This is a genomic window from Gracilibacillus sp. D59 (assembly GCF_052246695.1).
Lineage (GTDB): Bacteria > Bacillota > Bacilli > Bacillales > Amphibacillaceae > Gracilibacillus.
Map to the genome: position 1 here is coordinate 415,285 of NZ_JBQQCK010000001.1, position 21,588 is coordinate 436,872.

Consider the following 21,588-nt stretch of genomic DNA (forward strand, 5'->3'; position numbering starts at 1 on the left):
GGTTATCCACCCCCCAAGTCCTTTATAAGTTTTGTTTTAACCTGCACCCATTTTTCCTTAAATAATGCCATAGGAATAACATCCAAATATTGACCATCTTTCCACACATGATCAACAAATTTACCTTCTGATTCAAATCCCAACTTCTTGTGATAATGGATACTTTCACTATTCGTATAAATAACTTCGGAACAAACTTTGTATAGTCCAACTTCATTAAAAATTTTGTCCAGGGCTAAAATTGCCATAATCGTTCCAGAACCTTTAGGTGCCTTTTCTTCCCCTATATAAAATCCCCAGTAACATCGGGAATTTTCTTTGTCAATATCTGAAAAATTTACTAATCCCAAAGGTCGGTTTTGATGATACAATAACCACACTTTTTGACGTGAATCTATTGATACATTTTTAAACCATTGATAATGTTCCTCCCAAGTTATGTGATGATCTTTATACATCTTTGACTTAATTCTTTTTGAATTACGCCATTGGAGAACCTTTTTCAAATCTTTCAGATTAAGTGATTTCAATTGAAAATCTCCAGTTTCACCCATAACGATCCTCCTTTACTTTAAATGTTTAACAACTGAGCAATCTTCAAAGTCCTTCATGATACATTTAGATGCACCTATCATCTTCTTGATCATATTTGGAGAATTGATAGCGTTTTGGAGATTATTTGTTATGTCTTGTTCTGTTACCTTCTCGCTATGTCCTAAATGACTTATCGCACCTAATTCTGATAAGTATGATAATATTTCAGACTGATTCTCCGCTGTTTCAATCGTAATAGTTGGCAAACCAACATAACACCTTTCCCATGTCGTGCTTCCGCCTGCTCCAATTGCCAAATCAGCTTTTGCCATCAACTCTGCTAAATAATTTATCTGACTGTGCAATTTTATATGAGGCTTTTTATCACAAAATTGTTTAATAGATGAATAGTTCCGATCTGAAAATCCAATCACTACATCAACTGTGATATCTGGCCTTTTCATCATATCCAAGGCCTTTAATGCTTTCATTGTTTCATTCGTTGGATCACTGCCACCAAAAGATACAAGTATTCGTTTTACAATATCACTTCTTTCTTTTATATCTTTTAAATCTCTAAATTCTTGTCTTAGCAAAAGATATTTAATTCCTAATAAAGCAGTAGCATGTTTAGGGATAAGTTTTAAATAGCGTTCTTCCATATTTCGATACAGATTTTGGTCTAAAAGCAAATCACAATCATGATAGCGATTAGCTAAATCATCAATCACCATTATTTTGTTAACAAATGGTCTTATGATATATTCCCATTTCTCATCAATAGCATAGTGATCAATAACGAACCAATCTATATTAGATGCTTGCCTTAATAATTCAATTGTTTGCAGTACATCTACTTTCCAGTTATTTTGGAGCCAATTTAAATGGTTCTCCTCGTTTTGTAAAGCAGGAAGAGAATGGACCTTGAACCCGTTTGATTGTATATATTCTATTAAATGACCGGGTAATTCACGACAAATAAAAGTGACATTAACATTCCTCTTACGGAGATCATTCGCTAAAACTAAGCACCTCATAACATGACCAGCTCCTATATCAATAGAAGCATCTGCCCTTATCAATACATTCATAAACTCTACCTTTCAGTCTTTTTTCTGTTGGATATGCGTATTAATTGACTGCCATGCAGGATATTTCTCAAGTAAATGTATAATGTCTTCCATAGTGAAATACGGGTTATGAGGATACAATGTTTCGATGATTTTCTTTATGAGGGTAAAGTCTTCGTGCGTATCAACTGTCCAGCGGTGATAACTGTAGTTTTCACTGTGAGCAACGTTAAATATTTTAAAAATGTCCGGATGATTTATGATATATCTGGTGACGTGTTCTCGATCCTCCTTTGATATTGCCTTTTCATAAACTTTCTTTAATGCTTGGAGTGAAAATACTTCTGTATCCATTCCTCTTGGGAATGTCCTTTTTAGTACATTGGAGACATATTGTAAATCATAATCATGATTGAAGTAATCCTCTATCACTCTATCAATTTGTTCAGGATCAATAAGAGGACAATCGGAAGTCAAACGTATCACTACGTCTGCATTAAAAGCCGTAGCTGTCTGATAATATCGTTTTAACACATCGTTCTCTGAACCTCGATAAAATGGTATCTGCATAAACTCACATAATGATACAATCGGCTCATCCTTTGATTGATCTGTAGTAGCAACTACGAATTCATCTATATATTTGGACCTGCTTATGCGTTCCAATTCATAAACTAACAATGGTTTTCCAAGTACTTTTTTTAAAACTTTTCCTGGCAATCTAGTAGATCCCATTCGTGACTGTATGATTGCCACTACCTTCATGGTTGTCACCTCAATAAATAGAATAATAAGATATCACTTTTTTCACACCTGTTATTACGTCATCAAGATCTTGTTCAGACATTTTTGGAAACAATGGAAGGGTTATAATCTTTTGATAAGTTTGTTCAGCATGTGGACATACCCCTTTTTGGTAACCCAATTTCTGATAAAAAGGATGTAGATAAACTGGGATGTAATGAACATTTACTCCTATATTTTCCTTTTGCAATGCTTTAAATATTTCGGTACGTCCTGATTTTAATTTACTAGAATTCAATCGTATAATATATAAATGCCAACTGGAGTTACTGTAAGTTTGTTGAAATGGCGTGATAATCTCATCCATTTTTTCAAATGCATGATTATATTTTTTTGCGTATTCTCTCCTTTTAGCAAGGATTGTATCTATCTTTTGCATTTGACTTAATCCTAGAGCTGCCTGAATATCTGTCATTCGATAATTAAAGCCAAAATCTTGCATTTCATAATACCAAGGCTCATTTCTTCGTTGAAGTTTCATAGGATTACGAGTTATACCATGATTTCTGAAACTCAATAATTTTTCATAATATTCCTTATTATTTGTTGTTATCATGCCACCTTCTCCAGTGGTGATATGTTTGACTGGATGAAAGCTAAACATAGTCATATCTGCAATAGAACCTATAAGCTGATCTTTATAAGTAGCACCTAATGCATGTGCGGCATCATCAATCACAATAAGTCCATGTTTTTTAGCTTGGGACATGATTTCATCATACTCTGCAGGCTGCCCCGTAAAATCAACAGTAATAATTGCTTTTGTCTTTTTATTAATAAGAGGCTTGATTGCTTTCGGAGAAATGTTGTACGTTTGAGGGTGTATATCGGCAAATACAGGGGTTCCATTATTGTACAAAATACTATTCGATGTTGCTGCAAATGTTATCGGAGTTGTAATGACTTCATCACTTTCTTTGATTCTAGCTGCAAAACATGCAGCATGTAATGCAGCCGTTCCACTAGAGAAAGCTACAGCATACTTTGCACCGACAAATGAAGCTATTGCATCTTCAAATTCGGAAATAACAGGTCCAGTAGTAATATAATCACTAGTTAATACATTGGTAACAGCTTTTACATCCTCCTCATCCAACCACTGTTTTCCATATGGTAAATAGGAATCTCTAACCGGTTTTCCACCGTGAAGTGCAAGATGGTCTTTACTCTTCATCTTTAATTCCTTTCCATTATATAAGATTTGTAGATTCAATCCATTCTTCCGTTTTTTGGATTCCTTCCTCCAAACTATATTTCGGCTCCCAGTCCAATAACGTTTTTGCTTTGCTGTAATCACATAGTAATTTAGGTATTTCGCTTTGCGGGTGAATATGTGTAACATGTTTTATCCATGTTTCATCCTTGACAATAAGTTGAGCTAATTGATTAATAGTGACATCTTGGCCAAGTCCTGCATTAATAATTTCACCATCTACCTTATTAGAATAGCCAGATTCCACTACAAAACGAGCACAATCTTCTACATAAAGCAGATCTCGAGTTTGGGTTCCGTCACCATATATATGCAGTGATTTACCCGCTAGCTTATTTTTAAGAAAAATAGCGACTACGCCACCTTCTCCTCCAGTTTTTTGAAAAGGTCCATACGTATTAAATGGCCGAATAACGGTTACAGGAAGACCGTAAGCGTAATAATAAGATAAAACCATATTTTCTGCCGCTAATTTCGAACCTGCATACGGAGAAGCAGGCTTCACTCGGTTATTCTCATGAATACCTTCATCGCTCCAAGCACGTTCATATACCATACAAGTACTCATAAAGACGATCTTCACATGATGTCTTTTACATTGTTCCAATATATTAAAGGTGCCGACGACATCATTATTAAAAGTAGTTTTAGGATTATCAATACTGTCTTGTACATTAATGCTTGCAGCTAAATGGTAACAAATATCAAACTTTTTCATAAACAAATGGTTAAGTACACGAATGTCTTTTATATCACCTTTTATAAAACCCATAAAATATTTGTTAGTTTTCAAGTCTTCAAGATTTTCTTTTCTCCCGTTTGAAAGATCATCCAACACCCAAACTTTATGACCATCCTTTAAAAGTTGATCAACTACCCACCTTCCAATAAAACCTGCTCCACCCGTTACAAGGATATTCAAATTCTTCACCCTTTCTAATCCCTTCTCACACTATCTTATTTTTACTAACAAAAATATATTCATGAATAATGTAATTTAATGGGTGGCCGTTTAAATTAAATCTCGATTTGTATTTTTAGGCTGTAAATATGCCAAACAATTATATTGGCTTTAACAATAACCTAGAGTATTGATAATAATCTAACTCTAATCATTAAAAAAGCGAATGAATTTTTCTTTAAACTATATATATATTATAAGTATTTTGATAAGAGGAGATAACATTTCAACTGACCAATAAGTATTAAGGAGAATGTTTTATGTCTATCCCAGAAGGTTTAAAGGCTTTAGATAGCGATTCCACTATAGTGACAGTCAAAATTAATAAGTGTTGTGATTGGCTCGGTTATACTTTTACCGATAAAGGTTGGCATTATTTAAGTGCATTGTTAAAAGAATATATTAAGGATCCAACTATTAGTTATAAAGACTCTATACTAAATAAATATTATCAATCATTTCAACCAAAAACTATTCAAGATTGTTTATTTGTCAGGAATGACCAACCATTTCCTCCAATTACTAATCATAAACTGCAATTACCTTGGGGGGTTGCTTTTAAATTAGATAGAACAGATGATCATCATTATGGACCTAAAACAGATATCTTTATAAAGAATGAATTTATAAGAACAATTCGCATCTATAAGAAGCTGGCTTTAGAGGGTTATCAACCAGAACAATATGCAGATGGATATATTAAAGGCCATTTTTTAAAGAATAAGAATAATTACCGATTTTTAATTTCAGGAGGGCAACATCGAATAGCAGCGCTCGGTGTACTAGGCTATGATAAGATACAAGTTAAGGTTTATCATAAATGGAAGAGAGTTATAGATATTGAGAATATCCAATCCTGGCCACATGTTCTGGATGGGATGTTTGATAAGGATTCAGCAATGGCTATCTTTCATTCATATTTTTCAAATACCGGAAAAGAAAAGGCTAAAAAGTTACACCTTCTAAACTAAAAAAGCTACATGATTCTTATTAGATGAATCATGTAGCTTCTTTTTATCCTTTAATTGACTGTCTAAATAACATAAGCGGCCTCTTGCCAATATTTCTTATGTTATTTGTATAAGTTAAAATTTCTGGGTTCCTTGCTTGTAGATTTTTCATGATACCTTTCACACGGTTACTATTGTATCCACCCTTTGCCTCTTCTAAAGCGGAAGCCTCAATAAATTGCAATTCAGAAGCAATAAATAGCGTATCTATAACCTCATTATAATTTTCAAAATGGTGCAAAACGCTAAGTGCCAGTATGACATCGAATTTCTCTTTTGTTAGGATATTTTTTAAATCACTTACACTTACATGTTTATTTATTAATTTTACGTTATTATTCTGATTTTGTTTTAGAATTTTTTTGATTTCCTTATTAGATTCTATCATTGTGACTTGTGCATCAAAATCTTCTGCAATTCTGAATGAAAAATACCCAAAATTGGCACCTAAATCAAGAACATTTAAAGGTCTATTAAAGTTATATTTAGATAGCTCTTGTTTAATTTTATTATATCTATTTTCACATTCTCTACTGCCTTTTTGTATCACCTTCCCTTTAACCCAAATATCTTGATACATAAATCTTTCTCCTTTCTAATTAACAGATTAGGGTCATTTTACTAAAATATATTCATGTAGAATAATAAGGTTTTAAATTGCTTAGAGAGCTTAGTTACTAGTCAGGGATCAAATTTAGAAATGATTTCATTTTTTCTTCCCACAATTGATCCACTATTTTTAATGAGTTTTTTGTCACCTCATACCCCGATTCCATTTCCTTTTCTAGTAGGTTATAGACATCATCTGAAGGGGGTTGCTTATGAAGTTCTAGTCTACATTCATTTGCTAGTTCCGGTAAAAGCTGTGCCAAAATAATCGCAAACTTTGGAGCTGCCATATAACCAAGTCCGTTAATGGTAGCTAGATGTCCAGTCGACCTTCCATCCTCAGCAATCAGCAAACTCGGCTTTCTAGTTCTTAAAAACCAGATATGTGCATGAAGCCTAAATCCAACATGCAAATCAATATCATTGTAAAACTCTAATTTTTCTGCTCTACCAGATGCATCAATAATTTCTATAGGTGTATTTGACCATTTTTGTAGTAATCGTGAGTATAATTTACCTCGATATCCGTGAAGGACCAATTTAACTTGACATGAGTATTTCTTTTTTAGATTTAAAGCTATTTCGTAGGCTTTATCAAAATTATGTCTATTATGTGGGAGTGAAACAGCAATCGTATTGATTCTTTGAGGCAAATTAGGTGCCCGTCCTATATAATCAGTGTCAAACAAACCAGGATCTCCTGTCGTTCCAAAACAAGAAATATGATGATTTTTCAGAATGTTTTCAGTGTATATATCTCTACAAGATATCCGACTTTTCACAGCATTCTCTTTGTTAAATAGTTTATTAAACAACTCTATTTCAGGCTGAGCTAGCTCAACATTTTCAGACTGTGAAAAAGTACCAGGGTAATGATTCCATCCGGCTCCAATTGCATAAACTGGAATATTATATTGAAGAGCAAATTCCATATATTCATTACGATACCTTGGTGCAACCTTTCCATTACTTACTCTTAGTTTCATAGCTGGAGCTAAAATAGCCTTATAGTTTTGCTTTAAGTCCTCTGTTGAATTTGTCTTTGCAATATACCTAGTGTCTACTTTTACATTCTGACCTTTTAAGTCTTTTAAAAGTTTGATTAAACTTTTCCCAATTAAATCATCCCCAGAATTTCTGGAACTATCAATGGGATATGTTGATAACAATAAATACTTCACTCAAGCCTCCATCCTCTCCTAAAAGCTTTCTTAGTGATCAAAATAATTGATCATAAAGAAGTTGTTTTGTATTTGTTTTTAAGAATTCAATTTTTTAAAAACCCTAACTGTATATTTTTTCAAGCCTTCGGATTGGTCAACTATATTCTCTTCTACTTGTTTTAATCCCAGTTTTTCAAAAATTTCTTTGTAATTTCTAGGGAAAACTCTCCAATGCTTTTGTTTCTCAGCTTCAATAATAATTAAATAGGACTTGGTGATATTTGCTATTTCTTCAAAAATCCATTCACTATCTGGATGAATGTGTTGCAACACAGCCATGGTAAAAACCAGATCAAAATGATTAGAAGTAAAGTCTTTAATGATATCCTCTATAGGAGAATGAATAATCTCTGCACTTTCATATAAAGATGGATATGTTTTTTTTAGTTCAATAATCGCTTTTTCACTTATTTCAATACCTGTTAATTTTTTGAAATCATTTTCATAAAGGTGGTTTAAATTTCTTCCTACATTACATCCAATTTCAATGATCTTTCCTTTTGGTTCTATATAATTTTTCACATATTTAGCTAAAAATTCACTTCTTTTCACATGCTTGATATAGTTTTTTGGTATACTTTGATTAATCCAATAATCATGGATTTCATCAAGCGTTTTTTTGTTAAAATCGTTCATGTTTTTCCCTCTCTTATTAAATAAATTAAATTATCATATAAAGTGAGACTTCCACCAGTGGGGGTTTTTGACCCCCACTGGTGGTTAGCGAAACTTATCAGGGTGTTAGCGTCCGTTATCCCTAAACTTATCTTTGATTTACTCGAACCTTGAAGTGGGGGTTTTACGGACGATTAGCACCGTGATAAAAAAAAACTTCTTTGAAATAATCTAACTTGTCAGCACATTAATTAACTTTTTCAAACGTTCGCCTGACATACTGGCATCGGGATAAGCATAACGAATAAATTCTTCTCTTTTCTGTTTGACATAACTTGCCCAAATAGGATCATTAAAATATTTTAAAATCAATTTACCTAATTTCTTTGGGTCTGTTTGAACCAATTCATTCAAACCATCATAATACCCTGTATAACTTGGTATCTTATTGTCCAAAATATATACAGGTTTTTGTGCTAGCATAGCTTCTAAGCCTACTGTAGATGTGTAAGATACAACACAATCAACCTTATGAAGAATGTTATAAAGATCAAATGACTGTGTAGAATGGACAAACGGAAACTCTTTTGTCAATGGATGCGGGGGACTATTAGGAAAGTCTTTAATTAGTATATTTAAGTTATTCTGCTTAGAAATGGTTTTAATTAACATTCTCCATTTATCGATATCTCGATTTCCTCTAACAACAATTAATAAAGTCTTTTTACTTTTATCAACGCCTAATTGCTTAAAAAATTTATTCCGTGATATGGTAGGTGGCAAAAATGCCTGGTCAAATCTTGGGTGTCCAATAACTTCCAAAGAGTCTTTTGGAGCTCCTCTTGCTTTATACCAATCTACCTCAAAATCCCCATAGACAGCATCTACCGTTGCAATTTTAGGTGTGAAGCCAAATTCGTTTCCAATAATTCCATGTTGCATACAGATTGTAGGTATTCCCTTTTCTAAAGCAACCAAAGAAAGTATTCGGCTTATATAGCTATGAGTAGTAGATACGATCACACATGAAGCAGAAACTTCATCAAAAAGTTTGATAGACTGTTCAATACAATTAATAACTTCAGCTATTTTATTTAATAACAAACTTTGAAAATTTCTGTTTTTATATAAATGATGATCTTTATAGGATTTCAACAAAATTCTGGCCTGATTTTGAACTTTAACGATATCTTTTTTTGTGTCAATTGTATAATTACTTAAATATTTAGTCGGAATATTATAAAGCTGTTTATTTTTAATAGCGGAAACACTTGGTCTTTTTTTGTTTTTACTGCCAGCAGTTACGATCATTGTATGTGATCGATCAAAATATTCTTTGAACGTTTTTTCTGGAAATCTAAGAATTGTGTCATAATTAACGACCACTTTCCCTTGCTTATTTTTTACAAAGTTTTTTTTCTTATGAGACTCTACATACTTATTAAAAACTTCTTGTATTTCTTTTGGATTTTTAACACGATTTCTAAATTGTTTGCTAAACTCTTTGTCATATAATGCATTCCAAAGTTCCGTATGTTTTCTTATCAAACGAGGAAAATGCAAGATGTAAGACAATGAAAAACCTTTATAATTTAACGTTTGAAAATCTTGAATAAAATCAAGATATAAAGACCAATAATTTTTTACGTACGTATTCATAATTCCTCCTTTTACACATCATGCTAAGTTGTCAACTTCTTTACTAAGTTTTTCAATCGTGCTCCGGATTTGCTTAAATTAGGATAAGCGTAAGCAATGAATTTTTCACGTGTATTCGCTGCATAACTGCTCATTTGTCGATTCGTAAAATAACTTATAATGAGGTTAGCTAATATTCGAGGATCGGCTTGAACTAGTTTTCCTAGACCTTTATAGTATCCTGTATAACCGGAAAAGTTCGTGTTCAAAATAAACACATTTTTTTGGGCAAGCATAGCCTCTAATCCTACTGTAGATGAATAGGTAACTACTGCATCAACATGTGGAAATATATCATAAATAGTATAACCTTGTGTCGGAAGAACAAATGAAAACTCTTTAGTTAATTTGTGAGGCGTATTACTTGGATAATTTTTAATGATTATATTAAGGTTAAGTTTTTTAGAAATTGTTTGGATTAACGTTCTCCATTTGTCGTCATCTTCAGTTCCTCTAACAGCAATCATTAATGTTTTCTTTTTTGGGTCTAACCCTAATTTCTTGTTGAATTGAGTACGTGTCATTTTAGGAGATGCAAACACCTCATCAAACCTTGGGTGTCCGATAACTTCGGTAGATTGATCTGGGGCTCCCACTTTTTTGAACCAGTCCCTCTCAAAGTTTCCATATACTGCGTCCACCGTGGCGATTTTCGGTATATATCCTAATTCACTTGAAATGATCCCGTGCTGCATACAAATGGTTGGAATCCCCTTTTCCGCAGCCACTAAAGCTAATATACGATTCCTAAAACTATGTGTTGTCGATACAACTATACAAGAAACTGGAACTTTGTTAAGGAAATTTTGAGTCATTTCAATATGAAATATAACTGTAGCGATATTATTTAAAAACCAAGTTTGGAATTCTTTATTCTTATAAAAATGGTGCCCCTTATAAGCTTTTAACATATTTCTTGCCTGTACTTTTACTGCTTCTTTGCTCGTATCTATTGCATAATTAAATAAATGAACGTAAGGAAATCTTTTTTGCAATGGAGTATTCTTTTTCATTGCATTTATCTTGTTTTTTGCATTGTTCCTCTTTTTTACGGCATTGTTCCTTTTCCTTTGTTTTTCGGCATTTGTTAGTGATACAGCTCTCATTTTCTTATTGATATGATTGGTACTTAATGATCTAGCTTTGATCGCCTTAATATTACTACCTGATCTAGATTTCTTATTTTTACTATTTAAAGATTGGTTTCTGGTATTCTTTCTTTTATTCTGTATTGATGAGTTGTTTTTTTTCACTGTTCGTTTTTTACTAGCTGATGAGGCAGGTTTTCCCGCCTTGCTTTTATTATTGGTTGATGGGGCAGGTTTTCTTGCCTTGCTTTTATTATTGGCTGATGGGGCAGGTTTTCTTGCCTTGCTTTTATTATTGGCTGATGGGGCAGGTTTTCTTGCACTACTCTTTTTACCGCTAGTTTTTTTCACCTTGCTTTTATTACCAGATAATGAGCTAGGCTTTTTTCCTTTGGTTAGTAAAATTGTATTGGATGGATCAAAAAAATCGTTTAACGTATGTGGCGGAAAACGGAGTAACTTATCAACATGTATAACAACTTTTCCATTTTTATTTTTTACTAACGGTTTTTGGTGTGATCGGATAAAATGATTAAATACCTCTTGAAACTCTTTTGGCGCATTAACTTGATGTTTTAATTTTCTTATATAATTTTTATCCTTTAATTCATTCAAAATTTTATCATTATTAAGAATTAAACTAGGTAAATGACATAAATAAGGTAATGAAAAACCTTTATAATTCAATTTTTCAAAATCTTTAATAAAATCAAGATACAGAGACCAATAATTCCTTAAAAATGTATCCATAGTAACCTCCCAACTTACTCTACCTATTATTAAATTAACGCTGCTTCTTTAAGCAATAAACGCAATTTATTAGTGTTTATCGTTTCTTGACTACTAGAACTGTACGTTCCCGTTTTAGCCTTTTTCGCATTACGATATCTGTTCAATCCACTTGTACTTCCGGGAATGATGAACATACCAGGTAACTCCAAAGCTAATGTTGATTCATCATATGTCATCAATTCTTCATACATTTTTTCTCCTGGTCTAAGTCCTGTCACTTCTATATCAATTTCTTCACTATTTATTTGATGTTTATTGCATGTTTCTTCTATTAAAACATCCGCTAAATCTCCTAAGTTAATGACAGGCATTTTTAATACAAACACTTCACCGCCCTTTGCTTCTTGTAGGGTCTTTATTGTTAATTCCGTTGCCTGATTCAAAGTCATCATGAAACGTGTCATATTTTTATCTGTAATGGATATCTTCTTATTCTTAAGAATACTTTCTTTAAAAAGAGGGATTACCGAACCTCTTGAACCCATTACATTGCCGAACCGCACACTAGCAAATATCGTTTCATTTTCTTTTTTGTTCCGTTCAGCAGCTGAAATTAACCTTTCTGCAATAAGTTTTGTTGCTCCATATGAATTAGTGGGCGAAATAGCTTTATCTGAACTTGTAAAAATGACTTTTTTTACATTTTGGGAGATAGCCGCATTCATTACATTATTAGTACCATGAACGTTTGTTTTTACGGCTTCATACGGATTGTTCTCACAAGAATCAACCCTTTTCATCGCAGCCAAATGCAACACATAATCAATGTCCTTCATTGCATTTAGCAATGTATCGTATTCGCGAATATCTCCAATGACAAAACTTAATTTATCACTATTACCGAATTCATCTTGAAGTTTGTATTGCTTATATTCATCCCGACTAAATATTCTTATCACTTGTGGATTTTCTTTTATCAGATGTTTTATTACGCTTTTACCTATTGTTCCGGTACCACCGATAACTAATATTTTTTTACCTTCAAAATACACAACTTCTCCCTCTTTCCTAACTAGATTATTCGTTCACTCTAAGGAAGGATAAATACTTACTTTATATGTATATTAAGAAAGAAAATATCAGTTAAAGACCACAGCCTATTATTTCAACCCATTTTAAAGAAAACTCGGCGATTGCCGATCCTTTAGGCGACAGCAGAGCAGTAAGTTTCAATTTACTTCTTACCTTAAAATTTTTACTACGTCGCGTAACTTCCTGCTAAAATTGTATATTTGCCTAACGTATAAAGAAAACTCGTCTATTGACGAGCCTTTGGCGAAGTCAGAGACGTAGTTGCACTTATCTATCTTCCTCATCGTGGTATCTACGTCGAATTCACTTCATCTGTAACACGATATAAATTCTGATATGGTAAGAAAAACCGAGCAAATCCGCCCGGTCCTTTCTAATAGAGAAATCTTCTTTACCACAATCAATTTTCCTGAATTTTAAACAGATTGTTTCCTAATTTATTTATCATAATACGACTACTTTCGCCCTCTATTTCGACTAATTTGTTAAAGAAATCCTGTATTTCTTTTTCTGTTAAAGAAAAACGTTGCCTCCCGTTTACATCTTTGTTATGGAATAATTTTTTGGAAAGAGAAACTTTTTCAAATACCGGAGGTGGTAATGGAATCGTGTTACATAAACGAAGGATAGATTCATAAGAATAATTTTCTGTTGACCATTCGCAATAATGAAACAAGCCTTTTTCGTTCCTATCAATATCATTTTCATTAAGATCAGTTTTAATTTTGTCTTTTTCATGTAATATATCTCTCAATTCAGTATGCAACTCTTCCATATTAGCAGCCTTTATTCCTAATTTATTTGGAAGGTTAACCTCATCCTTATTAGAGATAGGAGGCATATAGGAGATTACCGGTTTACCAAGCAAAAATGCTTCAATACCTGATGTACACCCATTGTGTATAACAACTTTAGCAGCCAAAAGCCATTTGATAATGTTACCTTCATGTATCACATGTACATTTTTATAGACGGAGAAAGCTTGACAGTAAGTTTCAAAGTTTTCTCCTGGATGTGGCCTGATAACAAAATTAGTATCCGGGAATTTCTCAGACATTACTTTAATCATTTCAATAAATTTATAATATAATTTTTTAATATGCTTAAAATAGACGTTATCTTTCATTCCTTTTTTAGAATTATATCTAGAAAATCTTGTGTTAATTAAAATAAAATCCCCATATTTGTTTATTAACTTTTCAGCATCCTTTTTATATAGGCTTCTAAATTTTGGTTTTAAAAGATCAAGCCGAGGATTACCTACAATATAGCACTTCCCTTTATACTCAGGATTTGCCCTAGTAATGACTTCTTTTTGGAAGTGTCCCCAACAGTATTCCTGTGTGACTAACTGAAGTAATTCTTTTCTCAATCTGTTTCGAAGGTAATTTTTAGGTTGGATAAGTAAACCTTCTTCATCTAATTCAACCACTGAATGTCCATTTTTTTTGGCATTCGTGATAATCCTTTTTCTAAATCCATGCGGATAACCTTTTGAAAAAAAAATACCTTTAGGGTATATTCCAGATGCTAATTCAACCATTATATGATCACCTATGACAACGTCATAACCTTCTATAACTGCATAATAGGCGAGTAACAATTTAGCATCTAATTCCCTTACTTTTTGCTCGACAGGTAAGTATATCCATTTATTGTTTTTTTTCACTGCTGTACAACCCTTCTCCATATGAATACTTCCTATAACCCAAAACAGTAAATGGTCGCCTTCATAGAAAAAAAAGAGAGGAGTATTTCCTCTCTTTATCCCTACTCTAAAAAATTACCCGATATCACCTGTATCTCCATTTCCATTACTAGGGAAAACCACAGGGCATTGTGGTGGAATAGTTGGTGCAGGGCATGGTGGGAATGTTAATATATCTCTTGGCTGACAGAAATCTGCAACAATTTCAAGTGTCACATCAAAAGTTGATTGAATGCTTTGGCATAAACGAACTGTCACAGTCACATCAAGTTCATCCACTTCAGTCGTTGTTCCGGGATCACAAGCTGCTGTACAAACAAAACAGTCTAAATCAGTAAAAGTTACATCTATGTCAGTATCCTCCGGTGCACATAAAATAACCTGCTCACAACGGGTAAATTCTACAGTACCGACTTCGACTGTGGCTCCTCCAAGCTCTGGTACTAAGTCTACAAAAATAGTTACTTCAAAGTTTTTGCGAAGGTTCACTATTTGTAATGTCACTTCTGCCCCATCGACTGTAAACACTTGATCTTCTCGATCCAATACCTCAATCGGATCTACTTCAGCAGGAGCAACCGTACATGTAACGGTATCAAGATCAATATCGTCACACTCTAATTGATCCCCAGTCACAGGGTTAACCGGTAATTCTAAATCATTTAAGCTTAGATCAAAAGTTGCTTCATTAAGGATCCAATCAAATACTTTCTCTGTGTTAATACACAGAAGTTCCTGACCCCCAGTTAAATTACCTGACTGCATCTAGTAAACACCTCCAAATAAGACTAATTTCATTTATAGCCTATGACAGCTCACAACAAAACGTTAATGAATTAGTGGAAAAAATTGATACAATTGTCACGAATTAATGATGTATCAATAATATGTTAATGGGTTCTTAAATCGGAAATCGTGTTGTTTTGGTCAATGAAAAAACTAAAATCATCATTTGAAAGGGGAAATAATAGAATGGAAGGTAATCAAATAGAAAAATTAACGGGCTATGGGAAGCAGGTGTATAACATTTCAGACCAAATTCAAAATATTAATGATTCATTAAACCAATTAAAGCAAGAGATGAATTTGATTAAGAGTGAAGTAGAAGAAATACGTGTTAATGAATTACTTGAAAAGATGGATATTGTAATGAATAAAACCGATGAGAATTTATCAAATATAAAAACTGAAGTCCATTCACGGAAAGAAGAAATTTCTCAACTTGAAGATCATATGAAACAAACTACTCTTAGTAAACCACAAAGTCGCACACCTTCAGAATATAGACGATTACAAAACATGCTTCAATCTGTTAAAAATGTGAGCCAAACTTCCAACCAAATCAACAATAGCATGTCAAATAGAAACACCTTTAAACAAACGACATCTATCAATCAAAAATCTCGACGCACTGGTCAAAATACCATTCCAACGAGCAAAGGAACAAAGATGTTTCGAGGATCCCAATATGAATTAAACAAAAATACCATTACCCGTATCTCCACATCAAAAAAACAAAAAAAAATAAAATGATCAATAAAGCAATGTTAAGCCCCTTTTTTAAAAACAAACTTATTAGCCCAAACTTTTTTTGTAAAAAATACTATAATGCACTATAACCAAACAGGGAGCTGATGATTATGAAGGGAAAAAAAGTGAATAAGATAGTAAGCAACGCTAAACATATAAGACATACTAATCAGCCGATAGAAATTAATTCGTCATCGATTAAAAAAAGGAAGATAAGACGAAGAGGCGGCTGTGGCTGCGGGAAATCAGTTTAGTCAATTCTTTTAATTAGAAACGGATGGGATGATTTTATCAAACACGTTTCCCTAAGTATGAGGCGATTAGAATAAACTGCTTTAACAAAGATATTACCTTTTTTGAATTTGATACAGGTTATTTCCTAACTTCCTGATAATAAGATGACTATTCTCCCCCTCTATCTCATCTAATTTGGAGTAAAAGTTCTTTATTTCTTTTTCTGTTAGCGAGAAACGGCGCTTCCGTTTCTTATTATCTTTTATAAGAAATGGCTTTTTGGTCAAGGATGATTTTTTCGGTTGTGGTGGTAGTTGAATCATGTTACATAATCGCAGAATAGATTCATAGGAAAAATTGTCCTTTGACCAGTCACAATAATAAAACAAACCTTCTTCGCTCTGATCCATTTGCTTTGCATGATCTTGAGTTTTGTTCTTATATAGAATATCCTCTACACAAGCATTTACTTCATCAATATTAGTAGCTTTAGCCCCTAATTGATTGGGAATATTCATCTCATTTGAGGTAAAAGGTACATAGGAAATCAAAGGTTTCCCAAGCAGAAAAGCCTCAATACCTGATGTACACCCATTGTGTATAATGACTTTAGCAGCTAAAAGCCACTTAATAATGTTCCCCTCATGAATCACATGTACGTTATGATTACCAGCGAAAGCTTTACGGTAAGATGCAAAGTTTTCTCCTGGATGCGGTCTAATGATAATATTTATATTCGGAAACTTTTTGCATGTTGCTTTAATCATTTCCAAAAAGCTGTAATATAATTTTTTGATATGCTTAAAATGTATGTTATCTTTCTTACCTTTTGCAGCATTATATTGAGAAAACCTTGTATTGATTAAAATAAACTCTCCATATTTATTTGTGATTTGTTCTGTATCCTCTTTATAAATACTCCTGAATTTTGGTTTTAAAAGATCAAATCTTGGATTACCTACAATATGGCACTTCTTTTTATAATCTGAATTCGCTCCAATAATAACTTCTTTTTGATATAACCCCCAACAGTATTCTTGAGTAACGAACTGAAGCATATCTCTTCTCATTCTATCTCGAAGATATTGTTTCTCTTTAAAAAGTAACCCTTCTTCATCTAATTCAACTACTTTATGACCACTTTTTTTGGCATGTGTAATAATCCTTTTTCTAAATCCATGTGGACCACCTTTGGAAAAGAAAATGCCATTAGGGTATTCCTCTGCTGCTAATTCAACCATGATATGATCGCCTAGGCCAACCTGATATCCTTCTTTGGCGGCATAATAGGCTAATAGTAATTTAGCATCCAATTCTCTAACTTTTACTTCTACGGGTAAATATATCCATCCTTTATTTTTTTTCACCTTTGTTCAACCCTTCTTAAAAGAAAATATACAAATAAAACCGCTAGTTTTAACCCCAAACTAAGTTCTTTCCTTTAAAATATCTATCATTTCTTCAAATGACGCTTTACTTTCTTCTACCATTGAGTCAAGTGACAGTGAAATTTCCTCTAAATCGGCTGATTGCACTTCATCCTTTCGACCATTATCCTGTTGATTCTCTAAATGCATGAACATATAAGTCATTAACATATTAAGCGTGTTATTCTCTAAAAAAATAAAACTATTATTATCCTTTTGCTGACTTTCATTGTTTAATCGATCAGTATATTCTCTCATAGAATTCCGAATTAGTTGTTGCATCAACTCATTGTTTTCGTTATTCATCCTCATATACCTCCTCATCATCATCAACAATGTCTACCTTACCATTAATGTTGATTCGGTTCAGAGCGTTTATTCCCTGAGTAATCTCATCCCCATATGTAAAACCTTGTATGCTGCCCGAATAAGATGCTTCTGGAAGCCATTTGATTTGAAAGTTCGAAAAAGAAACTGTTTCAGATGGTTCAAGTGTAAACTTATCATTCGGTTTTAGCCAAAATTCTTCTTTATTTGTCGATTCATTTAATCTCTCCCAGGCATTTGTTAATCTGACTGCTTGCTTAGAATTTTTATACAAATATTTACCAGAAAAATCGAAAACAGAATCTGAGGATACTTTTATACAAATGTACGGATTGGTAAGCGGCTTTCCTCCTATATTTTGGATGTGATAGGAACCAAGGCAAAAATTTTCACGTCCAGGTTCGTGGGATATATTTAAAGAATAGGTGAAGTAACTAATAACTTGAAATTCTTTTGATGCTTTTATTTCCGTTACTAATGATTTCATTTCTTTTAGATAAGTGGTATTCAGTTCTTTCCAATCCAAAATTTTCTTACGAACATCATTCATTTTTTGCATAAAAATCATTCACCTCCATAAAGAATACGTGGTTAAAGCCCTTTTTTCTTATACTTTCTGGTAGAAAAAAATAAGAGAGGAGTATTTCCTCTCTTTAAACCTATGCTAAAAAATTATCCGATATCACCTGTATCCCCATTCCCATTACTAGGGAAAACCACAGGGCATTGTGGTGGAATAGTTGGTGCAGGACATGGTGGGAATGGTAGTATATCTCTTGGTTGACAGAAGTCGGCAACTAGCTCAAGTGTTACAGGAAAAGTTGATTGAATACTTTGGCATAGACGAACTGTAACGGTCACATCAAGTTCATCCACCTCAGTAGTTGTTCCGGGATCACACGCTGCTGTACAAACAAAACAGTCTAAGTCGGTAAAAGTTACATCTATGTCAGTACCCTCCGGTGCACATAAAATAACCTGCTCACAACGGGTAAATTCTACAGTACCGACTTCGACTGTGGCTCCTCCAAGCTCTGGTACTAAGTCTACAAAAATAGTTACTTCAAAGTTTTTGCGAAGGTTCACTATTTGTAATGTCACTTCTGCCCCATCAACCACAAATACCTGATTTTCTCGATCCAATACCTCGATCGGATCTACTTCAGCAGGAGCAACCGTACATGTAACGGTATCAAGATCTATATCGTCACACTCTAATTGATCACCAGTTACAGGGTTAACCGGTAAATCTAAGTCATTTAAACTTAGATCAAAAGTTGCTTCGTTTAGAATCCAGTCAAATACTTTCTCTGTGTTAATACACAGAAGTTCCTGCCCTCCAGTTAAATTTTCTGTTTGCATTATGCAAACACCTCCAAATAAGATTAATGTCCTTATAGCCTATGACAGTACCCCACAAAACGTTTTAGTGAATTAGCGGAAATATCATGATATTTAGGAAGTTGGGTGAATATCATACTTACAATACTCCGCATAATTGCAACAACAACCATGACTTACAGTAGTTCTTAAGGTAGAACGCAAGAACAGAACGTTTCCAAATAGCAAAAACATAGCACATCTGTCACGATTTAATGTTTCATCAATATTATATTAATGTACTGAAAAAGGGTGAATACTCATGTATCAATATAGGCTATATAACTCTGAAGACGCTGGAAAATTAAAATGAGATCTAGAGGTCTACAAATCAACGTTAGATTCCTTAGTGAGGGATCCAAACATCTCAAGACGCAAAGGGAATTATTTGATTAAAATTAAAATTTTTTAAATTTAAAGGAGAAATGAAGGTTATGGAAGAAATGTATCAAGAAAAAATAACCGAATATGAAAAGCAGGAGAAAATAGTTTCCGAGCAAATTCAATCCATCAATGATTCTATAAATCAACTAAAACAAGAGGTGAACTTGATCAAAGTCAAAGTTAAAGGAATGCGTTTTTCTGAAATGCATGAAAAGATGAATAGGGTAATTCATAAGACAGAAGATAATTTAACAAATGTTATAAATCAAATCGATACACAAAAAAAAGAATTTTCACAACTAAAAGAACACGTAAAATCAAATCCTCCTAAGAAACCAACACGTCGTAGAATGTCAGAATACAGACAATTACAAAACATGTTGCATTCTAATAATATGAATCAACCTTCCAATCAATCCAACAACAGCATGAGAAATAGAAACACTTTAAATCAAACAACATCCATTAACCATAAACCTCGTCGAACAAGATCTTTGGACAATAGTCAAAATACTATATCAATAAATAATGGAACAAAAACCTTTCACAGCTCTCAATATGGCTTAAACAACAAGAATATCATTACCCGAACGTCTACACCAGAAAAACCGAAAAAAGGAAACAATGACGCTAATAACCATGACAATGAAAAAGCGTTGAAAATTAAGAAGGATAAAACTTCATCTCTTTCTAACGAAAATTCTACGAAAAAAAACATAGAAATACCTATAAATACTAAAAACCACTCAGAAAAGAACATAGATCAACCTCGAAAACAAGACACAAACCGTGTATCTATCAATAACAATACTTCTCCACAGACATCAGACGAACCAATTTCAAATAACACAGATAAGACTAATGAAGGTATTACCACTACCCAAAATAAGACAGACGAAAATTCTATTTCTACAAAAACTAAAACAGAAAAAGGCTTCACATCTACAGAAAAACAAAATAACGCAAAAAATCAACAAGATGATCGGGAGCAATCAAGTATAAAAAAAGATTTGGCTTCATTCTTCCATATCTTCAGGAAGGGTTAATATGAGTAAAAAAAAAGAAAATTATCCCTCAATTCATTTATAATAAAATGCTTGAAAATGGCAGGTCAAATCTACCCTATGAATCATGAGGCTTGTTATCGGGAAAGGATAATCATGTTCTGTCAATATGGCCATTGAAAAACGAAGTGAAGTCAGTAAGCCGTTTCTTTGTTAAAAAGGAAATAGTTGAGGAATCCATACAAAAAATAAAACAACTGGAAGAACAGGTATTAGCCATTTATCACAATCATCCAACTACAGACCCTGTTCCTTCCAGTTATGATGTTTTAAATCATTCTGATGATAATGTAGATATGGTTATTATTTCATATAAAAACAATTCACCAAAAACAAAATGGTATCAAATTCAAGGCTCCAATTATGTTGAGCGCCTTTTTTTTATAGATCCTTCCTAATGGTCCACCCTTCTTTGCATTATTGACACTATAATGCACTATAAAAGAAGGGAGCTGATACAACTTGAAAGGAAAAACAATAAGAAAAAAAGCAACTTATTCTAAACCTGTCAAACGTTCTAAACAACCGATTGAAATCAATTCCTCAACGAATAAAAGAATAACTATAAGAAAACGAAAAGGTGGCTGCTGCCTAAAATGATTTAGCGCAAAAAAATCTTCTTCGAATAAGATTAAAGAACGTTTTTATTTATAAAGCTGAAGGAATCAAAATTGTACCTACTCCATATTAACATGTTGTTTGTTCTTCCATCACTTGAGATTATAATAAGCGACAGAATAAAGAGCATGTTTTTCACATGCTCCATTCTTTTGAAGCTTATCCTCTTCTTAAAAATGATTTCTCCTTTTGTATTAACATCCCTCTATCAAATTTTCCTTTATAAAATAATGCTTGTAACCCCCGCCTACTTTAATAATTTCAAAG

Annotated in this window: 21 protein-coding genes; 4 read left to right on the forward strand and 17 right to left on the reverse strand. The window is 33.1% G+C overall.

Features of this window, described 5'->3' with window-relative positions; genetic code table 11:
• Nucleotides 1-2 precede the first annotated feature (2 nt).
• Genes pseH through ACTWP4_RS01965 form a run of 5 tightly spaced genes read right to left on the reverse strand, consistent with a single transcriptional unit; the run spans nucleotide 3 to nucleotide 4,543 of the window.
• Nucleotides 3-554, reverse strand: a complete 552-nt coding sequence (gene pseH / locus ACTWP4_RS01945) for a UDP-4-amino-4,6-dideoxy-N-acetyl-beta-L-altrosamine N-acetyltransferase (protein ID WP_443127071.1) — start codon at nucleotides 552-554, stop codon at nucleotides 3-5.
• A gap of 12 nt (nucleotides 555-566) precedes the next feature.
• Entirely contained in the window at nucleotides 567-1,625 is a 1,059-nt protein-coding gene (gene pseG, locus ACTWP4_RS01950) for a UDP-2,4-diacetamido-2,4,6-trideoxy-beta-L-altropyranose hydrolase (RefSeq protein WP_443127072.1), read from the reverse strand.
• 12 nt (nucleotides 1,626-1,637) lie between these two features.
• Nucleotides 1,638-2,369, reverse strand: a complete 732-nt coding sequence (locus ACTWP4_RS01955; RefSeq protein WP_443127073.1) for a cytidylyltransferase domain-containing protein — start codon at nucleotides 2,367-2,369, stop codon at nucleotides 1,638-1,640.
• Nucleotides 2,370-2,379: 10 nt separating this feature from the next.
• Nucleotides 2,380-3,582, reverse strand: a complete 1,203-nt coding sequence (gene pseC / locus ACTWP4_RS01960) for a UDP-4-amino-4,6-dideoxy-N-acetyl-beta-L-altrosamine transaminase (protein WP_443127074.1) — start codon at nucleotides 3,580-3,582, stop codon at nucleotides 2,380-2,382.
• A 16-nt stretch (nucleotides 3,583-3,598) separates the two neighbouring features.
• A complete protein-coding gene (locus ACTWP4_RS01965) occupies nucleotides 3,599-4,543 on the reverse strand; it encodes a dTDP-glucose 4,6-dehydratase (RefSeq protein ID WP_443127355.1) in 945 nt (314 codons plus the stop codon).
• Between the two features lie 299 nt (nucleotides 4,544-4,842).
• Here ACTWP4_RS01965 and ACTWP4_RS01970 point away from each other — a divergent pair, with 299 nt between their 5' ends.
• Nucleotides 4,843-5,553 (forward strand): hypothetical protein, encoded by a 711-nt coding sequence (locus ACTWP4_RS01970; RefSeq protein ID WP_443127075.1) that lies wholly within the window; start codon nucleotides 4,843-4,845, stop codon nucleotides 5,551-5,553.
• 43 nt (nucleotides 5,554-5,596) lie between these two features.
• Here ACTWP4_RS01970 and ACTWP4_RS01975 read toward each other — a convergent pair whose 3' ends face one another.
• The 8 genes from ACTWP4_RS01975 to ACTWP4_RS02010 form a co-directional block, all read right to left on the reverse strand.
• The gene (locus tag ACTWP4_RS01975; RefSeq protein WP_443127076.1) at nucleotides 5,597-6,172 is read right to left on the reverse strand and encodes a class I SAM-dependent methyltransferase; all 576 of its coding nucleotides are present in this window, start codon (nucleotides 6,170-6,172) and stop codon (nucleotides 5,597-5,599) included.
• A gap of 97 nt (nucleotides 6,173-6,269) precedes the next feature.
• Nucleotides 6,270-7,382 carry a polysaccharide pyruvyl transferase family protein gene (locus ACTWP4_RS01980; protein WP_443127077.1) on the reverse strand — a complete coding sequence of 371 codons (1,113 nt, stop codon included), beginning with the start codon at nucleotides 7,380-7,382 and terminating at the stop codon, nucleotides 6,270-6,272.
• Nucleotides 7,383-7,460: 78 nt separating this feature from the next.
• Nucleotides 7,461-8,060, reverse strand: coding sequence for a class I SAM-dependent methyltransferase (locus ACTWP4_RS01985; protein ID WP_443127078.1), 600 nt, complete (start codon nucleotides 8,058-8,060; stop codon nucleotides 7,461-7,463).
• Nucleotides 8,061-8,270: 210 nt separating this feature from the next.
• Nucleotides 8,271-9,698, reverse strand: coding sequence for a hypothetical protein (locus ACTWP4_RS01990; protein WP_443127079.1), 1,428 nt, complete (start codon nucleotides 9,696-9,698; stop codon nucleotides 8,271-8,273).
• A gap of 23 nt (nucleotides 9,699-9,721) precedes the next feature.
• Nucleotides 9,722-11,575, reverse strand: a complete 1,854-nt coding sequence (locus ACTWP4_RS01995; RefSeq protein ID WP_443127080.1) for a hypothetical protein — start codon at nucleotides 11,573-11,575, stop codon at nucleotides 9,722-9,724.
• Nucleotides 11,576-11,604: 29 nt separating this feature from the next.
• A complete protein-coding gene (locus ACTWP4_RS02000; protein WP_443127081.1) occupies nucleotides 11,605-12,609 on the reverse strand; it encodes an SDR family NAD(P)-dependent oxidoreductase in 1,005 nt (334 codons plus the stop codon).
• Between the two features lie 440 nt (nucleotides 12,610-13,049).
• Nucleotides 13,050-14,318, reverse strand: a complete 1,269-nt coding sequence (locus ACTWP4_RS02005) for a surface carbohydrate biosynthesis protein (RefSeq protein ID WP_443127082.1) — start codon at nucleotides 14,316-14,318, stop codon at nucleotides 13,050-13,052.
• 114 nt (nucleotides 14,319-14,432) lie between these two features.
• On the reverse strand, nucleotides 14,433-15,122 hold the full coding sequence (locus tag ACTWP4_RS02010; RefSeq protein ID WP_443127083.1) for a hypothetical protein: 690 nt from the start codon (nucleotides 15,120-15,122) through the stop codon (nucleotides 14,433-14,435).
• Between the two features lie 207 nt (nucleotides 15,123-15,329).
• On the opposite strand from ACTWP4_RS02010, the gene ACTWP4_RS02015 reads away from it, so the two are divergent.
• Nucleotides 15,330-15,890 carry a hypothetical protein gene (locus ACTWP4_RS02015; protein ID WP_443127084.1) on the forward strand — a complete coding sequence of 187 codons (561 nt, stop codon included), beginning with the start codon at nucleotides 15,330-15,332 and terminating at the stop codon, nucleotides 15,888-15,890.
• A 344-nt stretch (nucleotides 15,891-16,234) separates the two neighbouring features.
• Here the strand turns inward: ACTWP4_RS02015 and ACTWP4_RS02020 are convergent, their stop codons facing one another.
• The 4 genes from ACTWP4_RS02020 to ACTWP4_RS02035 form a co-directional block, all read right to left on the reverse strand.
• Nucleotides 16,235-17,488: a surface carbohydrate biosynthesis protein gene (locus ACTWP4_RS02020; protein WP_443127085.1), complete on the reverse strand. Its 1,254-nt coding sequence runs from the start codon at nucleotides 17,486-17,488 to the stop codon at nucleotides 16,235-16,237.
• Nucleotides 17,489-17,548: 60 nt separating this feature from the next.
• Nucleotides 17,549-17,854, reverse strand: a complete 306-nt coding sequence (locus ACTWP4_RS02025) for a hypothetical protein (protein WP_443127086.1) — start codon at nucleotides 17,852-17,854, stop codon at nucleotides 17,549-17,551.
• The gene (locus ACTWP4_RS02030) at nucleotides 17,847-18,434 is read right to left on the reverse strand and encodes a hypothetical protein (RefSeq protein ID WP_443127087.1); all 588 of its coding nucleotides are present in this window, start codon (nucleotides 18,432-18,434) and stop codon (nucleotides 17,847-17,849) included. The genes ACTWP4_RS02025 and ACTWP4_RS02030 overlap by 8 nt, the downstream gene beginning before the upstream one ends.
• Nucleotides 18,435-18,547: 113 nt before the next feature.
• Complete coding sequence (locus tag ACTWP4_RS02035; protein ID WP_443127088.1) at nucleotides 18,548-19,237, reverse strand: hypothetical protein; 690 nt, start codon at nucleotides 19,235-19,237, stop codon at nucleotides 18,548-18,550.
• Nucleotides 19,238-19,689: 452 nt separating this feature from the next.
• On the opposite strand from ACTWP4_RS02035, the gene ACTWP4_RS02040 reads away from it, so the two are divergent.
• Both ACTWP4_RS02040 and ACTWP4_RS02045 read left to right on the forward strand, forming a co-directional pair.
• Nucleotides 19,690-20,685 (forward strand): hypothetical protein, encoded by a 996-nt coding sequence (locus ACTWP4_RS02040; protein WP_443127089.1) that lies wholly within the window; start codon nucleotides 19,690-19,692, stop codon nucleotides 20,683-20,685.
• 92 nt (nucleotides 20,686-20,777) lie between these two features.
• Nucleotides 20,778-21,101: a Mov34/MPN/PAD-1 family protein gene (locus ACTWP4_RS02045; protein WP_443127090.1), complete on the forward strand. Its 324-nt coding sequence runs from the start codon at nucleotides 20,778-20,780 to the stop codon at nucleotides 21,099-21,101.
• The last annotated feature ends 487 nt before the right edge of the window (nucleotides 21,102-21,588 follow it).

What these genes read in the sequence shown, in the direction of transcription:
- pseH (WP_443127071.1), bottom strand. Translation starts at nt 554, where the DNA reads ATGGGTGAAACTGGAGATTTTCAATTGAAATCACTTAATCTGAAAGAT.
- pseG (WP_443127072.1), bottom strand. Translation starts at nt 1,625, where the DNA reads ATGAATGTATTGATAAGGGCAGATGCTTCTATTGATATAGGAGCTGGT.
- ACTWP4_RS01955 (WP_443127073.1), bottom strand. Translation starts at nt 2,369, where the DNA reads ATGAAGGTAGTGGCAATCATACAGTCACGAATGGGATCTACTAGATTG.
- pseC (WP_443127074.1), bottom strand. Translation starts at nt 3,582, where the DNA reads ATGAAGAGTAAAGACCATCTTGCACTTCACGGTGGAAAACCGGTTAGA.
- ACTWP4_RS01970 (WP_443127075.1), top strand. Translation starts at nt 4,843, where the DNA reads ATGTCTATCCCAGAAGGTTTAAAGGCTTTAGATAGCGATTCCACTATA.
- ACTWP4_RS01975 (WP_443127076.1), bottom strand. Translation starts at nt 6,172, where the DNA reads ATGTATCAAGATATTTGGGTTAAAGGGAAGGTGATACAAAAAGGCAGT.
- ACTWP4_RS01985 (WP_443127078.1), bottom strand. Translation starts at nt 8,060, where the DNA reads ATGAACGATTTTAACAAAAAAACGCTTGATGAAATCCATGATTATTGG.
- ACTWP4_RS01990 (WP_443127079.1), bottom strand. Translation starts at nt 9,698, where the DNA reads ATGAATACGTACGTAAAAAATTATTGGTCTTTATATCTTGATTTTATT.
- ACTWP4_RS01995 (WP_443127080.1), bottom strand. Translation starts at nt 11,575, where the DNA reads ATGGATACATTTTTAAGGAATTATTGGTCTCTGTATCTTGATTTTATT.
- ACTWP4_RS02010 (WP_443127083.1), bottom strand. Translation starts at nt 15,122, where the DNA reads ATGCAGTCAGGTAATTTAACTGGGGGTCAGGAACTTCTGTGTATTAAC.
- ACTWP4_RS02015 (WP_443127084.1), top strand. Translation starts at nt 15,330, where the DNA reads ATGGAAGGTAATCAAATAGAAAAATTAACGGGCTATGGGAAGCAGGTG.
- ACTWP4_RS02025 (WP_443127086.1), bottom strand. Translation starts at nt 17,854, where the DNA reads ATGAATAACGAAAACAATGAGTTGATGCAACAACTAATTCGGAATTCT.
- ACTWP4_RS02030 (WP_443127087.1), bottom strand. Translation starts at nt 18,434, where the DNA reads ATGCAAAAAATGAATGATGTTCGTAAGAAAATTTTGGATTGGAAAGAA.
- ACTWP4_RS02035 (WP_443127088.1), bottom strand. Translation starts at nt 19,237, where the DNA reads ATGCAAACAGAAAATTTAACTGGAGGGCAGGAACTTCTGTGTATTAAC.
- ACTWP4_RS02040 (WP_443127089.1), top strand. Translation starts at nt 19,690, where the DNA reads ATGGAAGAAATGTATCAAGAAAAAATAACCGAATATGAAAAGCAGGAG.